This window comes from Ectothiorhodospira sp. BSL-9 (assembly GCF_001632845.1).
Taxonomy (GTDB): domain Bacteria; phylum Pseudomonadota; class Gammaproteobacteria; order Ectothiorhodospirales; family Ectothiorhodospiraceae; genus Ectothiorhodospira.
In genome coordinates this window covers 1,682,170-1,699,663 of sequence record NZ_CP011994.1, presented here as the reverse complement: position 1 = coordinate 1,699,663, position 17,494 = coordinate 1,682,170, and the positions used below count along the sequence as shown (strand labels likewise).

Below are 17,494 nucleotides of genomic sequence, written 5' to 3'. Positions count from 1 at the left end.
CTTAGAGGCCCTCCACGTCAAGGCCCATGGCACGGGCACTTCCAGCGATGGTGCGAACAGCGGCGTCCATATCGGCGGCGGTCAGATCAGGCCACTTGGTCTTGGCGATCTCTTCCACCTGCTCGCGGGTAACCTTGCCCACCTTGGCGGTGTTGGGGGTCGCGGAGCCGCTCTTGATACCGGCAGCCTTCTTCAACAACACGGCCGCGGGCGGCGTCTTGGTGATGAAGGTGAAGCTGCGGTCGGAATACACGGTAATGACCACGGGAATCGGCAGACCCGGTTCCACGTCCTGCGTCTGGGCGTTGAACGCCTTGCAGAACTCCATGATATTCACGCCGCGCTGACCCAGCGCCGGGCCCACCGGGGGACTGGGGTTGGCCTTGCCGGCCGCCACCTGAAGCTTGATGTAAGCTTCAATCTTCTTAGCCATGGTATGAACTCCTGAGTATGGGTATTAGCGCCTTTCGGCTCCCCTGGGGAAAAGCGGCAAATCCCGGGTCACGCCCGGGATTTGCCGCCATTCAAGGATTTGATCGCCGGCACGCCGGCCAGCATCCCGATCATTGCCTGATCAGGTCTTCTCCACCTGATGGAACTCAAGCTCCACCGGCGTGGAGCGACCGAAGATCTGCACAGCCACCAGCAAACGACTCTTGTCGTAATTGACCTCTTCCACCACGCCATTGAAGTCGTTGAAGGGGCCATCGGTCACACGCACCACCTCGCCGGCCTCGAACAACACCTTCGGGCGCGGCTTGTCGACCCCCTCCTGCATGCGCTGGAGAATGGTGTCGGCTTCTTTTTCAGTGATGGGGGAAGGCTTGTCCTGACTGGCGCCGATGAAACCAAGGACCTTGGGCACACTCTTGACCAGGTGCCAGCTGTCCTCGTCCATTTCCATCTGCACCAGCACATAGCCGGGGAAGAACTTGCGCTCGCTCTTGCGCTTCTGTCCGTCGCGCATTTCCACCACTTCTTCGGTGGGCACGAGGATCTCGCCGAACTTGTCTTCCATGCCCATCCGGTTGATACGCTCCCGCAGGGAGCGCTTCACCTGGTTTTCAAAACCGGAGTACGCATGTACGACATACCAACGCAGGGCCATCTTGACTTCCTAATCGCTCAACGGATGAATTCACGGATCGACCAGCCGAGCAGCATGTCGATCAGCCACAGGAAGATCGCGACCAGAATGGTGATCGCGATGACAACCAGGGCGGTCTGGAGGGTCTCGGTCCGCGAGGGCCAGACCATCTTGCGCACTTCTGTGCGGGCATCCGTCAGGAAGGCGGCCAGAGTGCGACCCTTGGCCGTCGTAAAAATGATACCCACCGACACAGCGGCGAAGGCCAGCAGGCCCAACACGCGCAGCAGGGTGGACTGATCCGAAAACCAGTAAAAGCCGGTGACGCCCGCCACCAGCAGCCCGACGGCCGCCAGCAGTTTGACGGTGTCGAAGCCGGCACCTTCTACTTCTTCCGCTTTACCTGCCATGGGATAAAGTGACCCGATTGCAACCGCGAAGGGTTGCTAGAAATGGCAGGCCAGGAGGGACTTGAACCCCCAACCTGCGGTTTTGGAGACCGCTGCTCTGCCAATTGAGCTACTGGCCTGTAACAAACAGGTACGTGAGGGAGAATACAGGGACTGAGGGGCAAACACCAGAGGCGCAGCCCCCCAATCCTTCAAATCACCCGCAGGTACCACCTACAACACGACCTGAGTCGTGAACTACTTACTCGATGATCTTGGCGACAACGCCGGCGCCGACGGTGCGGCCACCTTCGCGAATTGCAAAACGCAGGCCGTCTTCCATAGCGATCGGCGCAATCAGCGACACCGTCATCTTGACGTTGTCACCCGGCATCACCATCTCGATACCTTCAGGCAGATCACAGGAACCGGTCACGTCAGTGGTCCGGAAATAAAACTGCGGACGATAACCATTGAAGAACGGCGTGTGACGACCACCCTCTTCCTTGGACAGCACGTACACCTCAGCTTCAAACTTGGTGTGCGGCGTAATGGAACCGGGCTTGCACAGCACCTGACCACGCTCAACCTCGTCACGCTTGGTACCACGCAGCAGAACGCCCACGTTGTCACCCGCCTGACCCTGATCCAGCAGCTTGCGGAACATCTCAACGCCGGTCACGGTGGTCTTCTTGGTGTCGTGGATACCCACGATCGCCACTTCATCACCCACCTTACAAATGCCGCGCTCAATACGTCCGGTCACCACCGTGCCACGACCGGAAATGGAGAACACGTCTTCCACCGGCATCAGGAACGCACCATCAATGGCACGCTCAGGCTCCGGGATGTAGGTGTCCAGCGCCTCGATCAGCTTGTCGATGGCCGGAATACCGATCTCGGAGGTGTCACCTTCCAGCGCCTTCAGCGCGGAGCCGGTGATGATCGGGGTGTCGTCGCCAGGGAATTCATAGCTGGACAGCAGATCACGGACTTCCATCTCCACCAGCTCCAGCAGTTCCGGATCGTCAACCATGTCCGCCTTGTTCATGAACACCACAATGCACGGCACGCCCACCTGGCGGGCCAGCAGAATGTGTTCACGGGTCTGAGGCATTGGGCCATCAGCCGCAGACACCACCAGGATGGCGCCGTCCATCTGCGCCGCACCCGTGATCATGTTCTTCACATAGTCCGCGTGTCCGGGGCAGTCCACGTGGGCGTAGTGACGCGCGTCGGACTCATATTCCACGTGGGCGGTCGCAATGGTGATACCACGGGCCCGCTCTTCCGGGGCATTATCGATCTGGTCGTAAGCACGGGACTCACCACCAAACTTCTTGGCCTGGCACACCGTCAGTGCTGCCGTCAGCGTGGTCTTGCCATGGTCAACGTGACCAATCGTTCCCACATTCACGTGCGGCTTTTTACGCTCGAACTTTTCCTTCGACATGGTCTAGCACCCCGGCTGATGTTCTACTTAACAGGGCCTTGATAGCCCAGCACTGTACTGAAAGATGGAGCCCATGACCGGACTTGAACCGGTGACCTCTTCCTTACCAAGGAAGTGCTCTACCGCCTGAGCTACATGGGCAAAAACAAAAAGGCGCGCCAAGCGCTGCCGAAACCTCTAATCGAACTGGAGCGGGTGATGGGAATCGAACCCACATCATCAGCTTGGAAGGCTGAGGTTCTACCGTTGAACTACACCCGCAAAAACCGCCTTTCCGGATGCGCTACCCTAAGCCATCCAAACCTGGCCAGCCAGCCCCCAGCCACTCGACCGATGCGTTGGGGAACGGGAGGCCAACCCCGCAAGCATAACGTTCAAAACCCAAAACCGCTACATTAAAGCGCCGCCGATGAAGACCCGCATCCGGGTTATCATCGACGCCGTACTGAATTCTGGTGGAGGGGGAAGGATTCGAACCTTCGAAGGCTGAGCCAGCAGATTTACAGTCTGCCCCCTTTGACCGCTCGGGAACCCCTCCAGATGCGAAGGCCGGTATTATTCTTATCCAGCCCCTGCCTGTCAACCACCTTTTGCGTTTAATGATCATGACACGGGGTTTTGCTACGATCCTGGCCTGACAGCCATCCACCATCTCGGAATGAACCAGAGGATTTCACACCAATGAAGGTCACCATCTACGGATCCGGCTACGTGGGCCTGGTTACGGGCGCCTGCCTGGCGGAAGTGGGTAACCAGGTCCTGTGCGTGGACATCGATCAGGACAAGATCGCCCGCCTCAACCAGGGCGAGATCCCCATCTACGAGCCGGGCCTCGAGGACATGGTGGCCGACAACGTGCAGGCCGGTCGCCTGGCCTTCACCACCGATGCCGCCGAGGGCGTGCGTCACGGCCTGTTCCAGTTCATTGCCGTGGGCACCCCGCCAGACGAGGATGGCTCCGCCGACCTGCGCCACGTGCTGGCCGTGGCCCGCACCGTGGCCGAGCACATGGACGAATACCGCATCGTGGTGACCAAATCCACCGTCCCCGTCGGCACCTCCGACAAGGTGCATGAGGCCATGGGCACCACCCTGGCAGGCCGCAACGCGCAGATCGACTTCGATGTGGTCTCCAACCCGGAATTCCTCAAGGAAGGCGCCGCAGTGGACGACTTCATGAAGCCCGACCGCATCATCGTGGGCACCGACAACCCACGTACCGGCGAGCTGATGCGCGCCCTGTACGGCCCCTTCAACCGCAATCACGATCGGGTGATGGTCATGGACATCCGCTCCGCGGAGCTGACCAAGTACGCCGCCAACGCCATGCTGGCCACCAAGATCAGCTTCATGAACGAACTGGCCAACCTGGCCGAGGCCCTGGACGCCGACATTGAGCACGTGCGCCAGGGGATCGGCTCCGATCCACGCATTGGCTACCACTTCATCTACCCCGGCTGCGGCTATGGCGGCTCCTGCTTCCCCAAGGATGTAAAGGCCCTGGAGCGCACCGCCCGCCAGGTGGGCTTCAAGGCCCAGCTGCTCACCGCCGTGGAGGATGTGAACGAGCGCCAGAAGGAGCGCCTGTTCCAGAAGATCCACACCCACTTCAAGGGGGATCTCAAGGGCCGCACCATCGCCCTGTGGGGCCTGGCCTTCAAGCCCAACACCGACGACATGCGTGAGGCCTCCAGCCGCATGCTCATGGAAGCCCTCTGGGCCGCCGGCGCCCGTGTGCGCGCCCACGACCCGGTCGCCATGAAGGAATGCGCCCACCTCTACGGTCAGCGGGACGACCTGGTGCTGTGTGATCATCACGAGCAGACACTGGAAGGCGCCGACGCCCTGGCCATCGTCACCGAATGGAATGTCTTCCGCAGCCCGGATTTCGAACTGATCCGCAAGCAGCTCAAGGAACCGGCCATCTTCGACGGTCGCAACCTGTACGAGCCCAAGCACATGGAAGACATGGGTTTTGCCTACTACGCCATCGGGCGCGGGAGAAAGGGGTAATCCACATGCCCAACAAAGGCATCCTCGTCACCGGCGGCGCCGGCTACATTGGCTCCCACGTGGCCCTCATGCTGGCCGAGGCCGGTGAGCGCGTCGTCGTCCTGGACAACCTCTCCACCGGGTTCGCCGAGTCCGTCATCCAGTCCGACCTCATCATCGGCGACGTGGCCGACACCGACCTGGTGCCCAGCCTGCTGCGCGAACACGACATCGACACAGTGATGCACTTCGCCGCCCACACCATCGTCCCCGAATCCGTGGCCGACCCCCTCAAGTACTACCGCAACAACACCTGCGGCACACGCAACCTGCTGCAAAGCTGCCAGGAGGCGGGCGTGAAACACTTCGTCTTCTCCTCCACCGCCGCCGTCTACGGCATCCCGCCCGACGGCGTCGCCCGGGAAGACACCCCCAACGCCCCCATCAATCCCTACGGCACCTCCAAGCTCATGAGCGAATGGATGCTCAGGGACCTGTCCGCCGCCAGCCCCCTGCGCCACGTAGCCCTGCGTTACTTCAACGTGGCCGGCTCCGACCCGGAAGGGCGCATCGGTCAATCCACGGAAAAGGCCACCCTGCTCATCAAGGTGGCCTGTGAAGCGGCAGTGGGCAAACGCCCCCATGTCTCCGTGTTCGGCACCGACTACCCCACCCCCGATGGCACCGGCGTGCGCGACTACATCCACGTGACCGATCTGGCTGCCGCCCACCTCAAGGCCCTGGACCACCTGCGCGGCGGCGGCGCCTCCGACACCTTCAACGTGGGCTACGGCCACGGCCTGAGCGTGCGTCAGGTGCTGGATACGGTACAACGGCTCAACGGCAAGCCTCTGGACATCCGCGAAGAGCCCCGCCGCGCCGGCGACCCCCCAAGCCTGGTGGCCGCCGCCGACCGCATCCGCTCGGTGCTGGGCTGGGAGCCGCGCCACGACGACCTGGAATTCATCGTGCGCACCTCACTGGAATGGGAGCGAAAACTGGCCGACCGATGACCCCAGGCCCCGGTGACTGACCTGAGTCAGCTTTTCCCTCATTCCCCGCTTGTGGGAGCGGGCCTGGCCGACGAAAAGCCCCTACCATAGCCACGACACCAACAACCAACAAAGGGGATCACCACACCATGGATACACTTCTCAACATCCTGGGCACGCTCATCGGGCTGGCCGGCCTCATCGTCTGCGCCGCCGTGGGCGGCACCTGGTTCATGGGCGAATACTATCTGATGGGCCTGGAACTCCTGGTGGTCCTCACCGGCGGCGTCGCCCTCATGGTGGCGGCCGTGCTGTTCAAGGTGCAGGTGCTGGTGATGCGCTCGTTCTGAGCCCTTCGCGGACAGGCCTGTACCAAGCTCCTCTCCCCGCCGGGGAGAGGAGCTTCCGTAGCTGAACCTGGGTGCTTTCACGTTAACGCCTCACTGGGACACCCCCGCCTCCCTCAACAACTCCCGCACATAATTCCCCGGGATCGCATAACTGATCCCACTGGGCCGATCCAGCGCCCGCTCACGCCCCTCCTTCACGAACACCATGTTCAGCACCCCGATCACCTCACCCGTCTGCGGCCGATACAACGGACTGCCGCTGTTCCCGGGATAGGCCGTGGCATCCAGCTGAAACACGGTGTAAGGGTCCCGCAGCCGCCGAATCATGGCCGGATCCAGATCCCGGGTGGAATGCATCGGCATGGCAATGGGCGTGATGGCCGAGACAATCCCCGTATGGGTGGCCGGCACCAGCCCCAGCACCGCACCGATGGGAAAACCGGTCAGGGCAACAGTCTCCCCCTCCCGCAACCGGTCCGAATCCCCCACCCGCAGCGCCGGCAGGCCGCGCCCCTCAAAGCGCAGCAAGGTCAGGTCCCGCAGAGGATCCGACGCCACCCGCCGCGCCTGACGCATCTCCCCCGACTCCCCGCGCCCGGGAATGAAGATGGCCAGATGCTCGCGGTTTTCGGAATCCAGCATGTGCGGAATCACATGATCATTGGTGATCACATGTCGCCCATCCCCCACCACAAAGCCGGTGCCCAGCAACTGCGCCCGGGGCGAGCGCGTCGGCTGAAACGTCCCCACACCCACCACCGAAGGCTTGATCTTCTCAATGGTATCCGCCAGATCGGCAGCACCCACCGACGACACCGGTACCCACCAAAGCGCCCACAACAACACGGCCCCCACACCCAGCACACCCATCCGACTCAACGCACGCATCCCAAACCTCCCACGCCCAGACAGGCGAATATTCTTTTACCAAAGTCTCGCTCCGTCATCATGAACCGAGACCCTGAAATCCCACAACAGGCAAACCGCTGACACGCCCCCCACGTGTCGGTTATAAAGACCCCATGGACAACACCTACCTCCTTCATCATCTCCTGCAGGCCTCCGCCCATCGGGCGCACGATGCACCGGCGGTCACCTACGGCAAACACACGCAGGACTATGCCGCCGCCACCCAGGCGGCACAAAGCTTCGCCCACGGGCTTCAGGCTCTGGGGCTGGAACGGGGCGAACGGGTAGGCATCTTCCTTGAAAAGCGGCTGGAAACCGTGAGCGCCATCTTCGGCACCAGCGCCGCCGGCGGGGTATTCGTGCCCGTCAACCCGGTGCTCAAGGCCGATCAGGTGGCCTACATCCTGCGACACTGCAACGTGCGCGTACTGGTCACCTCCCCGGCCCGGTTCAATGCCCTGAAAGAAGCCCTGGAACACTGCCACGACCTGCGCCACATCATCCTCACCGACACCCCAACGGATGAGCACACCCTCCCCGGCGCCGCCGTCCGCGGCTGGGCATCACTGAGCGACGCCCCCGCAGCCCCACCACCACGCATCATCGACACCGACATCGCCGCCATCCTCTACACCTCCGGCAGCACCGGCGGCCCCAAGGGTGTGGTGCTCTCCCATCGCAACATGGTCATGGGCGCCAAGAGCGTGGCCCAGTATCTGGAAAACCACGCCGACGACAGCCTGCTGGCTGCCCTGCCCCTGTCCTTCGACGCCGGCTTCTCGCAACTCACCACCGCGTTCCACAGCGGTGCGCGCGTGGTGCTGCTCAACTACCTGCTGCCCCGGGACGTGATCAAGACCCTCGCCCGGGAGCGCATCACCGGCCTCACCGCCGTGCCTCCCCTGTGGATCCAGCTCACCCAGCTGGACTGGCCCGAAGCCATCGACGCGCACCTGCGCTATATCGCCAACACCGGCGGACGCATGCCCCGCGAAACCCTCAACCGCCTGCGGGAACACCTGCCGCGCACCCGCCCCTACCTCATGTACGGCCTCACCGAGGCCTTCCGCGCCACCTACCTGCCCCCGGAAGAAGTGGACAACCGCCCCGACTCCATCGGCAAGGCCATCCCCAATGCCGAGGTCCTGGTGCTGCGGGAAGACGGCAGCCCCTGTGCGCCCCACGAACCCGGCGAACTGGTGCAGCGCGGCGCCCTGGTGGCCCAGGGTTACTGGAACGACCCCGACAAGACCGCCCACCACTTCAAACCCCTGCCCGCCCTGGCCCCCGGTCGCCAGTCCGGCCTTGTCCTGCCCGAGATCGCCGTCTTCTCCGGTGACACGGTCAAATACGACGAAGAAGGCTACCTCTACTTCATCGGCCGGCGCGACGAGATGATCAAGACCTCCGGCTACCGGGTCAGCCCAACGGAAGTGGAAGAAATCCTCTACGCCACCCGCCAGGTAGGCGAATGCGTGGCCTTCGGCATCCCCGACGACACCCTCGGCCAGCGCATCGCCGTGGTGGTCACCGCCCCGGAAGGCACCCCGGTGGACACCCAGGCCCTGCTCAGCGAATGCAAGGCCCGCATGCCCGCCTACATGGTCCCGGCCAGCATCCACATCCACCAAGCCCCCCTGCCAAGAAACCCCAATGGCAAACTGGACCGCAAGAGCCTGGCGGGGCAATACAGCCCATAATTACAGCCCATAATTAAGGTGCACGGATAAAGCGCTTGCCCCCTCCAAGTCATACTGAGACCATTCGGGACCATGGACACGCCCAAATCATCCAAACCCACCCACACCCCCATGACCCAGTTCCCCGCTACCAACGGCGAACTGCTCATCGGCGGCCAGCCCCTGCGCCGTATTGCCGCCCGCGTGGGATGCACCCCCTTCTACGCCTACGACCGCGCCCTGCTCGGCCAGCGCGTGGCGCACCTGCGGGAACACCTGCCGCCCGCCATCAAACTGCACTACGCCATGAAGGCCAACCCCATGCCCGCCCTGGTGAGCCACATGGCCAGCCTGGTGGATGGCATCGACGTGGCCTCCGCCGGCGAACTCAAAGTGGCCCTGGACGCCGGGGCCGACCCCGCCGAGATCAGCTTCGCCGGCCCCGGCAAACAGGACAACGAACTGCGCCAGGCCGTGGCCGCCGGCATCCTGATCAATATTGAATCCTTCCGCGAAGTGGACATCCTGGCCCAGGCCGCCCGGGAACTGAATCTGCCCGCCCGGGTGGCCGTGCGCGTGAACCCCGACTTCGAACTCAAGAGCTCCGGCATGAAGATGGGCGGCGGCCCCAAGCAATTCGGCGTGGACGCCGAACAGGTGCCAGAACTGCTGGCCCGCATCGGCGATGCCAGGCTGGCCTTTGAAGGCTTTCACCTCTTCGCCGGGTCGCAAAACCTCAAGGCGGACTCCATCATCGAAGCCCAGCGCCAGTGCTTCGACCTGGCCCTGCGCCTGGCCGAGGACGCCCCCGGCCCCGTCAAGTTCCTCAACCTGGGCGGGGGCTTTGGCATCCCCTACTTCCCCGGCGAACAGCCCCTGGACATCGCCCCCGTAGGCGACAACCTCAAGGCCATCGTCGAAGAGGCCGCCGTCAAACTCCCCGCCACGGAGATCGTCATCGAACTGGGCCGCTACCTGGTGGGCGAAGCCGGCGTGTACGTCTGCCGCATCCTGGATCGCAAGATCTCCCGAGGTCACCCCTTCCTGGTCACCGACGGCGGCCTGCACCAGCACCTGTCCGCCTCCGGCAACTTCGGCCAGATCATCCGCAAGAACTACCCGGTGGCCATCGGTACCCGCATGGACGACACCGTCCGGGAAACCGCCTCCGTGGTCGGCCCCCTGTGCACCCCCCTGGACCTGCTGGCCGATCGCATGGAACTGCCCCCCGCCCAGCCCGGCGACCTGGTGGTCATCTACCAGTCCGGCGCCTACGGCCTCACCGCCAGCCCCGAGAAATTCCTGGGGCACCCAGCGGCGGTGGAAGTGCTGGTGTGAAGGAAGCCCGTCTCGACCTCACGCCCCTGCGACAGGCCATCACCTCGCTGCAGGAAGGCATTACACTGATCGACGACACTCAGTGGTACAACGCCCAGCCGACCACCGTGCAGAGAACCCTCATGGCCGGCGTCATTCAGAACTTCGAATTTGTGTACGAAATCAGCATCAAGATGCTGCGCCGCCAGCTGGAGCTGGAGGCCGCCAGCCCCGAGGAAGTGGACCACAGCCATTTCCGCGATTTACTGCGAACCGCAGGCGAAAAGGGCCTGATCCAGGACGTAGCCGCCTGGTTCCACTATCGAACCATGCGCAACATCACCTCACACACCTACAATCAGGAAAAGGCCCGGGAGGTTTTCCAAGGCACCCGGGCATTCATCCATGACGCACGGCACCTGCTGGAGCAACTGGATGCACGCAACCGCTGATCCACCCGTTCATATGGCGGCCTCTCACTGGGCCATCGTCCGGAACATCCTCCAGAAACACGCCCCTGAATACGAGGTGCGCGCCTTCGGCTCCCGAGCGACCGGCAAGCCCAAACCCTACTCCGACCTGGACCTGGCCATCATGACCGACCGGCCACTCACCCTGAGCCAGCTTACCGAGCTCACCGACGCCTTCGCCGACTCCGACCTCCCCTGGAAGGTGGACATCGTCGACTGGGCCAGCACCGACGAACGCTTTCGCGACATCATCCGGCGCCAAAGCGTGGTCATCCAGAGGCCGTGACTCACACCGTCTCCACCTCAAACGCCACCACCTCCTGGGGGGGCGGAGACCGAAGAAATCGCGCTGACGACGCCAAAAACGCCAGATCGCGCTGGTCCCGGCTGGTAGCGATGGGCGGGCATGCGTACTCTTCCTGTGTACACACCCACCCATTTAGTTTACTGTCCTGAACAGATGGCCCATCCCGGTTGGCGGGAAGTCGCCAGCTGAACAAGCGCTTTGTCCAAAACACGAGACCAAGGTGATCACAATGCAAACGATCAATGTTCGGGAAACTCGGGAAAGGCTTTCTCAGCTTTTGGATGCCGTTGCGCAAGGTGAGGAGATTGTGATTCTTCGACATGGAAAGCCGGCGGCTCGTTTGACGGCACCGCAACCCGAGCAGGTTCGTTTCCTCGACCGTTCCACACTGAGGCGAGCCTTGCCTCCAGCCTCGGAAAGCTCCGCAACCGTGGTTCGGCACCTTCGAAACGATTCCCGTTACTGATGTTATACTTCGACACCAGTGCGCTGCTTCCCTATTATCGGGAGGAGCAGGCCAGTGAGCAGGTCCAGAACCTGTTACTCAGGCAGTCGAACCCCGTACTGATCAGCCACTTGACCGAGGTTGAAGTTGCCAGTGCCGTGGCGCGTTGGGTGCGGATGGGTGAGTTGAGTGAACCCGAGGCAAATCGGATTGAAAGCGCGTTCGGTGATGATGTTCGGCAGGGCCGCTTTGTGCGCTGTCCAATTGATATCATGCACTATCAACGCGCCATCCACTGGATAGGCATCCGGAAGACAAGCCTGAGAACTCTCGATGCTCTTCACCTGGCTTGTGCAGAATATTACCAAGCTCGTTTGATCACAGAGGACGATGCTTTGCTGAGCGCTGCCTTATTCCTTGGCTTGGACGCAAGGCGTGCTGTTGATGGGCGGGAATAGCGGTTGAGCGCTAAGCCACCGGCACCGTCTCCACCTCAAACCCCACCACCTGCCGCTGCTCCCGGGAAAACTCCACCCCAATCAGATGGATCGGCTGCCCCCGCCCCCGGTACTTGTCCGCATAACCTCGATCCTTGATCTGCTGCAGCGCCCGCCCCTGGGGCAGCTGCTCCACCACCTTGAACTCGAACACATACACATGGCCACCGAACTCCACGGCCATGTCCACCTTGCCCATGTGGGACGAATCCTCCACCGAGATCCGCAGCCCCAGCGCCGCAAAGTGGCTATAAAACACACTGGCATAATGCCCCTCATACCGGGCAATGGGATTGTTGCGGTACCAGTCATGGGGCAAGGAGGCGAACAGCGCCTTGAGGTGCACCTCAAGGGCCTCCAGATCATGGGCCTGCAAAATCCTGAACAGACTCAAACGCTGCCGAGGCGACTCAGCCACCCCAAGGGCGGGTAGCAACGCCTGATTCAGACTGGACTCCACCTCCCGGTTGGGATACCCAAGGGTGTAGAGCCAGTACCCCGTCATGGGCTCCTCCACCGCATGCACCGTGAGATACCCCGTGTTACGTCCCGCACTGATCCCGCTTACCACCCCCTCGCCATCCCAGGTTCCTTGAGGGCCTGTTAAAGCACATCCCCGCCTTCAATCCGGGACATCCGGGTCAAAGAAAAGGCCGGTGCACCTCTGGTAGTGTGAAATCTTCGACCAAATCACAACACCAAAAGGCACCGGCCATGGCTTTGATCCTGCCAGGGATTGCGTCCCTTGAGCAACACTTATCGGCCCTGTTGACTCATCCCGAGGGGTATCGACCCAAGCGGTGCCCGCATTGTGGTCGCGCCGGGCTGTGGTGCCACGGGTGCTATGGCCGCAAGGCCGACCGGGATCGTGGTGGCACCCTGAATCCGATTCCCATTGCGCGATTTCGATGCCCGGGGTGTTGCCGCACCTGTTCGAGGTTGCCCGAGTGCATTCCCCCACATCGTTGGTATCTGTGGGCGGTACAGCAGTGGGCATTGCTGGCACTCCTGGCGGGGCGTTCCTGCCGCGCCCTGAGCCGGGAGGGGATGCCGGGCAGGCACACCCTGGGGCGGTGGATGCACCGTTGGCGGGAGCGGTTTCACCTGCACGCCTTTGCCTTGTGTCAGCACGACCCTGGGTGGGGGCGTTATCCCGGCATGGCCACCTTGTGGCCGGCGGTGCTGGCCTGCATGCCGCTGTCAGCGGCGATGATCCTGGTACAGCATGTCGGGATCGCCATCCCATGAAGGCACGGGGATGCCCGTGGCGGGACAGGGGGTCAGTCGTGTTTCCATGACTCCACACAGTCTGCCCCTTGGACGGGGTGGGGCGCTGGGTTTTGCTGGGCGTTCCCTATCCGGCCCCAGGAGGCCTGCCCATGAAAATCAGCAAACCCATCCATCCCATGGCCCTGTTCCGTCTGAGCGTGCTCGGCACGCTGGCAGCCTGTCCGCCACTGCACCGGGGTGAGCTCAAACAGCACCTGCAAGCCCTGGCCGCCCGGGATTACCTGGATCCCACCACCGGGCGGCCGGTGCGTCTGGCGGAGAAGACTATCGAGCGCTGGTATTACGCCTACAAGCGCGGTGATATCGAGGCCCTGGCGCCGTGCTCCCGCTCGGATCAGGGCGCCTCAAAGATCGACCCGGCGCTGCAACAGGCCCTGCTGCAGGCCAAGCAGGACAACCCACAACGTTCCCTCAACGCCCTGATCCGGTTGCTGGAAAAGGAGGGTCGGGTGGCCCGGGGAGTGCTGTCCCGTTCCAGCGTTCACCGTCTGCTGCGGCGCCATGGGCTCTCCCACACTGCGGGATCCCCCAGTCAACCCCGGGAACGGCGACGCTTCGAGGCCCATCATGCCGGGGATCTGTGGCAGGGCGACGTCATGCATGGCCCCAAGATCCCGGTGAAGGGGCGGCTGCGCAAGGTCTATCTGGTCTCGCTCATGGATGATGCCTCGCGACTGATCACCCACAGCGCCTTCTGTACCGACGAGGGGGCCCTGGCCATCCAGGGGGTGCTCAAGCAGGCCCTGCTCAAGCGCGGCCTGCCGTCACGGCTGATGCTGGACCAGGGGGCGGCATACCGTAGCACCCAGTTGCAGGCCATCTGCGCGCGGCTGAAGATCCATATGGTCTACTGTGCGCCTTACCAGCCTGAAGGGAAGGGTAAGATCGAACGCTGGCATCGCCGAGTGCGGGATCACTTCCTCGGCGAGCTGGATCTGCAGCGGATCCAGGGGCTGGAGGATCTCAACGCGCGTCTGTGGGCCTGGCTGGACCAGGACTACCATGTGACGCCCCATGCCGGCCTCAATGGCCTCACCCCGCTGGCCCGCTATCAGCAGGACCTGGTCAACATCCGCCCCCTGGGGCCCCTGGCCACCGAACTCGACGCCCTGTTCCATCACTATCACACCCGCAAGGTGCGCAAGGATGGCACGGTCTCGCTGCACGGGCAGTACCTTGAGGTACCCTTCGAACTCGTCGGTCAGAGCGTCATCCTGGTCGAGGATCCCCATCAACGCCAGGTGGTGGCCGTGCTCGATGCCCAGGAGCAGCCCGTGGGCAAGGCCACGCCCCTGGATGCCCGCGCCAACCTCAAACGTCGACGTCAGCAGCCAGTCATCCCCGATCCGTCCCCCACCGCCCAAACCGGACCCAATGCCATCGAGCTGGCCCTGCAGCAACAGCAGGTCGACTGGGTGCTCGACACCGACGCGAACGAGGAGGCATGAACCCCATGTACCGTGAACACTTCGGTCTCACCCAGGACCCCCTGGGCAAGCAAAGCCGCGCGCTGTTCGATACCGAGCCGCTGCGCTTACTCAAACAACGCTTCGACTGGTTGCTCGAACACCCCGGCGTGGGACTGCTCACTGGCCCCCCGGGAGTCGGCAAGACCGCCGCCCTGCGCCAACTGACGCAACCCCTCAACCCGCATCGCTTCGAGGTCATCTATCTGGCCGAAACCGACTTCGGGCGCCTGGACCTGTATCGCTCACTGGCCCTTGCCCTTGGCCTGGAACCCCCGCATCGACGCGCCGCCCTGTGGCGGGAAATCAAGGCCCGACTGCGCGAGATGGCCGAGCAAAAACACCTGCTGCCCCTGTGGATCATCGACGAAGCCCAGAACCTGCCCAACGAGTTCTTCCGCGATCTGCCGGCCTTCATCAACTTCGCCTTCGACTCCCAGGACCTAATGACCCTGTGGCTGGTGGGACACCCCAGCCTCGCCCAGACCCTGCAGCGTGCCCCCTACGAGGCCCTGGCCAGCCGTCTGCAGTGCCATATCCAACTGCCCCCCATCGACGACCCCGAGCAGTTCACCGCCCTGGTCAGGCATGGACTGAAGCAGGCCGGCGTGCAGCAGCAACTGATGTCCGACTCCGGCCTACACCTGCTGCTCATGGCCAGCCGTGGCCGACCCCGCACCGCCAGCCAGATCCTGTGTACCGCCATGAAACTGGCCGTGCCCAAGGGACTGAATCACCTCCCCGACGAACTGCTCCAGGAAGCCATCGAGGCCCTGCGATGAATACCCAGAACATCGAAAAGCCGGTCCTGCCCCCGGACCTGGACCCCGACACGGTGCGCGCCCTGCACACCGTCCTGCTCAACCTGGTGGATCACCTGGAGTCGGTGTACTTCGCGCAACTGCGCCAGGAAGAGGAAAGACCGGACAACGACGTCACCACCCCCCGCCGGGCTTGCCGGCTGCCGGGCGATGAGCCACCCTTCTGAGTCACATCCGTCCCAGGCTGCGCGCGGAGGTGTTACCTTCCGCGCTCAGCTCGGGATGGGCCCTTTATCCCACCTCACAGAGGCCGGGATGGAAAGCCTTGGATAGGGTGGGACGTAACACCCCGTCTGGAACAACAGCGCCTCAGTGGCAATACCATCCACATCAAACCGCCCCAGTAACTCCGCCTCCGTCTGCACCGCATCCAGCCGGGGCGTGAACACCCCGCGCTCACTCAGCAGATCCACCAGGAACGTCGGCGTGGCCGACTCAAACCAGTACGGCGCAAAACGGCGCTTCTGGAACAGCAGCAGCATATCGAAAGGGTTGTAGACCGACCGTGTATCCGCCCCGCCCCAGCGGTAGCCGTTGTACCAGTCCCGGATCTCCGCCCGATCCAGCCCCGGCAACTCCGCCGCGAACACCGTATCCACGTCCTCATCCGTGTAACCGCAGATGTCCGCGTAAGGCTCGTCCAGGGTGATATCGTTGAGATTATTCAGCCCAGAGAACAGGCTCACCTTGCTGAACTTGGACACCCCTGTGAGCAGGCAGAACCTCAGGTGGGCATCCACCGTCTTCAGCACCGAGTAGAGGTTTTTCAGGCCTTCACGGAGTTCGCGAGCCTGTTCCGGCTCCGTGATGTTGTCCAGAATCGGCTTGTCATATTCATCGATCAACACCACCACCCGCTCACCGGAACGGGCATGCACCCGGCGGATCAGCGCCTCAAACTCTCCCGGGATATCCGTCTGGCGGTCCAGACTCACGCCCAGCCGCTCGCGGTTCCAATGCAGCTGATCACGGATCCGCGCATCCAGCCCTTCGCGAGTGGTCACCACACCGCCCCCGAAATCCAGGGTGATCACCGGATAACGCACACTCCAGTCCCAGCGGGACTCAACGTACAGCCCCCGGAACAGGTCCTCCCGCCCCTCGAACAAGCAACGGAGGGTATCCAGCAGCAGGCTCTTGCCAAAACGGCGGGGACGAGAGAGGAAAAAATACCCCCCTTCTCTCACCAAACGAAGCAGGTGCGGTGTCTTGTCCACATAGTAGTGGTCACCCCGGCGGATCTTCTCGAACGCCTGGATACCAATGGGGAGATTGCGTTTCTGGGGCATGGGCGGCTCCGGGCGGATCATGCCAGCATCGCTTGCGGTCTGGCTATATGGGGGCGACCGGACGATCGTAGTGACCACCAATAGCAAAGATATAAATGGACTTGTCGTCGAATCGATAGATCAAACGATCTTGCTGTGATATTCGCCTGAACCATAGGCCAGTATGACCTTCAAACACCAGTGATCTCATCCATTTGCTCGCCAGTGGGTTTGTAGCCTTTACCATGAGTGTGGGTTTCAAGAGAGTCGGCAATCTGCTGCATGAGATCCTTGTTTTGGAGAACGTGAAGGGTTTCCTGTTCCCGCTCCCAGTCGTCGGCGCCGATCACCACGAAATCCTGACCCGCTCGCCGTGTCACCTTGAGCGGCTCATGCCTGCTAACCACTTGCTCTACAACGCTTTTCAGGTTTTCCCTGAATTTGTTTACGCTCATTGTGTCCATGAAGGCACCTTGATGTACGGTAATTCAGTATAAGCATAGGTCGCGATCCCTAATAAGGCCAGGCACCCGGCGGCAGTGGAAGTGCTGGTGTGAGGGAAAGGCGTGAATGTGTGCTTCTTGCGTGTGCACGCCGACCCATTTGCTTTACTGTCATGAACACGCGGCCATGTCGGTTGATGGGGCACCACCAACTGTTGCATGTAACAACACTCCCATGCTACACGGGTTGCATGCAACACCACTCAACCAGACATTGCAAAGGTTGACTCATTGACAACCCTGCCCTATGGTTGCCAGC

At 62.4% G+C, this 17,494-nt stretch carries 19 protein-coding genes, 4 tRNA genes and 3 pseudogenes; 13 read left to right on the top strand and 13 right to left on the bottom strand.

Translation table 11 applies throughout. The features are described 5' to 3' along the window. Nucleotide 1: 1 nt before the first annotated feature. The 8 genes from rplK to ECTOBSL9_RS07955 all read right to left on the bottom strand — a co-directional run bounded on the left by rplK (nucleotide 2) and on the right by ECTOBSL9_RS07955 (nucleotide 3,467). Complete coding sequence (rplK, locus tag ECTOBSL9_RS07990; protein ID WP_025282236.1) at nucleotides 2–433, bottom strand: 50S ribosomal protein L11; 432 nt, start codon at nucleotides 431–433, stop codon at nucleotides 2–4. Nucleotides 434–574: 141 nt separating this feature from the next. Continuing rightward, nucleotides 575–1,108 (bottom strand): transcription termination/antitermination protein NusG, encoded by a 534-nt coding sequence (gene nusG, locus ECTOBSL9_RS07985; RefSeq protein WP_063464614.1) that lies wholly within the window; start codon nucleotides 1,106–1,108, stop codon nucleotides 575–577. A 17-nt stretch (nucleotides 1,109–1,125) separates the two neighbouring features. After that, nucleotides 1,126–1,497 carry a preprotein translocase subunit SecE gene (gene secE, locus ECTOBSL9_RS07980; protein ID WP_063464613.1) on the bottom strand — a complete coding sequence of 124 codons (372 nt, stop codon included), beginning with the start codon at nucleotides 1,495–1,497 and terminating at the stop codon, nucleotides 1,126–1,128. 43 nt (nucleotides 1,498–1,540) lie between these two features. After that, nucleotides 1,541–1,616: transfer RNA gene (locus ECTOBSL9_RS07975), tRNA-Trp, on the bottom strand. Nucleotides 1,617–1,738: 122 nt separating this feature from the next. Continuing rightward, nucleotides 1,739–2,929 (bottom strand): elongation factor Tu, encoded by a 1,191-nt coding sequence (tuf, locus tag ECTOBSL9_RS07970; protein ID WP_063464612.1) that lies wholly within the window; start codon nucleotides 2,927–2,929, stop codon nucleotides 1,739–1,741. 65 nt (nucleotides 2,930–2,994) lie between these two features. Further along, a tRNA-Thr gene (locus ECTOBSL9_RS07965) sits at nucleotides 2,995–3,070 on the bottom strand. 46 nt (nucleotides 3,071–3,116) lie between these two features. After that, nucleotides 3,117–3,190 (bottom strand) — tRNA-Gly (locus ECTOBSL9_RS07960). 192 nt (nucleotides 3,191–3,382) lie between these two features. Then, nucleotides 3,383–3,467: transfer RNA gene (locus ECTOBSL9_RS07955), tRNA-Tyr, on the bottom strand. A gap of 143 nt (nucleotides 3,468–3,610) precedes the next feature. Here ECTOBSL9_RS07955 and ECTOBSL9_RS07950 point away from each other — a divergent pair. From ECTOBSL9_RS07950 to ECTOBSL9_RS07940, 3 genes are all read left to right on the top strand, one after another. Then, nucleotides 3,611–4,942, top strand: coding sequence for a UDP-glucose/GDP-mannose dehydrogenase family protein (locus ECTOBSL9_RS07950; RefSeq protein ID WP_063464611.1), 1,332 nt, complete (start codon nucleotides 3,611–3,613; stop codon nucleotides 4,940–4,942). 5 nt (nucleotides 4,943–4,947) lie between these two features. Beyond that, nucleotides 4,948–5,934, top strand: coding sequence for a UDP-glucose 4-epimerase GalE (gene galE / locus ECTOBSL9_RS07945; RefSeq protein ID WP_063464610.1), 987 nt, complete (start codon nucleotides 4,948–4,950; stop codon nucleotides 5,932–5,934). A gap of 128 nt (nucleotides 5,935–6,062) precedes the next feature. Continuing rightward, on the top strand, nucleotides 6,063–6,263 hold the full coding sequence (locus tag ECTOBSL9_RS07940; protein ID WP_025282241.1) for a hypothetical protein: 201 nt from the start codon (nucleotides 6,063–6,065) through the stop codon (nucleotides 6,261–6,263). 90 nt (nucleotides 6,264–6,353) lie between these two features. On the opposite strand, the gene ECTOBSL9_RS07935 is transcribed toward ECTOBSL9_RS07940, so the two are convergent. Next, complete coding sequence (locus ECTOBSL9_RS07935; protein ID WP_063464609.1) at nucleotides 6,354–7,151, bottom strand: S1C family serine protease; 798 nt, start codon at nucleotides 7,149–7,151, stop codon at nucleotides 6,354–6,356. A gap of 134 nt (nucleotides 7,152–7,285) precedes the next feature. On the opposite strand from ECTOBSL9_RS07935, the gene ECTOBSL9_RS07930 reads away from it, so the two are divergent. The 6 genes from ECTOBSL9_RS07930 (at nucleotide 7,286) to ECTOBSL9_RS07910 (ending at nucleotide 11,848) form a co-directional block, all read left to right on the top strand. After that, nucleotides 7,286–8,872 (top strand): acyl-CoA ligase (AMP-forming), exosortase A system-associated, encoded by a 1,587-nt coding sequence (locus ECTOBSL9_RS07930; RefSeq protein ID WP_063464608.1) that lies wholly within the window; start codon nucleotides 7,286–7,288, stop codon nucleotides 8,870–8,872. A gap of 72 nt (nucleotides 8,873–8,944) precedes the next feature. Continuing rightward, nucleotides 8,945–10,189: a pyridoxal-dependent decarboxylase, exosortase A system-associated gene (locus tag ECTOBSL9_RS07925; RefSeq protein WP_205632007.1), complete on the top strand. Its 1,245-nt coding sequence runs from the start codon at nucleotides 8,945–8,947 to the stop codon at nucleotides 10,187–10,189. Further along, nucleotides 10,186–10,620, top strand: coding sequence for a nucleotidyltransferase substrate binding protein (locus ECTOBSL9_RS07920; RefSeq protein WP_063464607.1), 435 nt, complete (start codon nucleotides 10,186–10,188; stop codon nucleotides 10,618–10,620). The genes ECTOBSL9_RS07925 and ECTOBSL9_RS07920 overlap by 4 nt, the downstream gene beginning before the upstream one ends. Continuing rightward, on the top strand, nucleotides 10,604–10,924 hold the full coding sequence (locus tag ECTOBSL9_RS07915; protein WP_082829824.1) for a nucleotidyltransferase family protein: 321 nt from the start codon (nucleotides 10,604–10,606) through the stop codon (nucleotides 10,922–10,924). The genes ECTOBSL9_RS07920 and ECTOBSL9_RS07915 overlap by 17 nt, the downstream gene beginning before the upstream one ends. A gap of 250 nt (nucleotides 10,925–11,174) precedes the next feature. Continuing rightward, a complete protein-coding gene (locus ECTOBSL9_RS16560) occupies nucleotides 11,175–11,411 on the top strand; it encodes a type II toxin-antitoxin system Phd/YefM family antitoxin (RefSeq protein ID WP_082829823.1) in 237 nt (78 codons plus the stop codon). Further along, on the top strand, nucleotides 11,411–11,848 hold the full coding sequence (locus tag ECTOBSL9_RS07910; protein ID WP_063464605.1) for a type II toxin-antitoxin system VapC family toxin: 438 nt from the start codon (nucleotides 11,411–11,413) through the stop codon (nucleotides 11,846–11,848). The genes ECTOBSL9_RS16560 and ECTOBSL9_RS07910 overlap by 1 nt, the downstream gene beginning before the upstream one ends. Nucleotides 11,849–11,858: 10 nt before the next feature. Here ECTOBSL9_RS07910 and ECTOBSL9_RS07905 read toward each other — a convergent pair. Continuing rightward, nucleotides 11,859–12,428, bottom strand: a pseudogene (locus ECTOBSL9_RS07905) (PD-(D/E)XK nuclease domain-containing protein); the annotation flags it as partial. A gap of 173 nt (nucleotides 12,429–12,601) precedes the next feature. Between ECTOBSL9_RS07905 and ECTOBSL9_RS17505 the strand changes: the two are divergent. The 4 genes from ECTOBSL9_RS17505 (at nucleotide 12,602) to ECTOBSL9_RS07885 (ending at nucleotide 15,631) form a co-directional block, all read left to right on the top strand. Continuing rightward, complete coding sequence (locus ECTOBSL9_RS17505; RefSeq protein ID WP_240481077.1) at nucleotides 12,602–13,135, top strand: DUF6431 domain-containing protein; 534 nt, start codon at nucleotides 12,602–12,604, stop codon at nucleotides 13,133–13,135. 131 nt (nucleotides 13,136–13,266) lie between these two features. Next, entirely contained in the window at nucleotides 13,267–14,625 is a 1,359-nt protein-coding gene (locus ECTOBSL9_RS07895) for a DDE-type integrase/transposase/recombinase (protein ID WP_063464409.1), read from the top strand. 5 nt (nucleotides 14,626–14,630) lie between these two features. After that, the gene (locus ECTOBSL9_RS07890; RefSeq protein WP_063464410.1) at nucleotides 14,631–15,425 is read left to right on the top strand and encodes an ExeA family protein; all 795 of its coding nucleotides are present in this window, start codon (nucleotides 14,631–14,633) and stop codon (nucleotides 15,423–15,425) included. Next, nucleotides 15,422–15,631 carry a hypothetical protein gene (locus ECTOBSL9_RS07885; protein WP_063464411.1) on the top strand — a complete coding sequence of 70 codons (210 nt, stop codon included), beginning with the start codon at nucleotides 15,422–15,424 and terminating at the stop codon, nucleotides 15,629–15,631. The genes ECTOBSL9_RS07890 and ECTOBSL9_RS07885 overlap by 4 nt, the downstream gene beginning before the upstream one ends. A 120-nt stretch (nucleotides 15,632–15,751) precedes the next feature. Here the strand turns inward: ECTOBSL9_RS07885 and ECTOBSL9_RS07880 are convergent. From ECTOBSL9_RS07880 to ECTOBSL9_RS07875, 3 genes and pseudogenes are all read right to left on the bottom strand, one after another. After that, nucleotides 15,752–16,753: pseudogene (locus ECTOBSL9_RS07880) on the bottom strand (AAA family ATPase); the annotation flags it as partial. A 43-nt stretch (nucleotides 16,754–16,796) separates the two neighbouring features. Next, nucleotides 16,797–16,916, bottom strand: a pseudogene (locus ECTOBSL9_RS16555) (type II toxin-antitoxin system YoeB family toxin); the annotation flags it as partial. 7 nt (nucleotides 16,917–16,923) lie between these two features. Beyond that, nucleotides 16,924–17,196, bottom strand: a complete 273-nt coding sequence (locus tag ECTOBSL9_RS07875) for a type II toxin-antitoxin system Phd/YefM family antitoxin (RefSeq protein ID WP_063464604.1) — start codon at nucleotides 17,194–17,196, stop codon at nucleotides 16,924–16,926. Nucleotides 17,197–17,494: the final 298 nt, after the last annotated feature.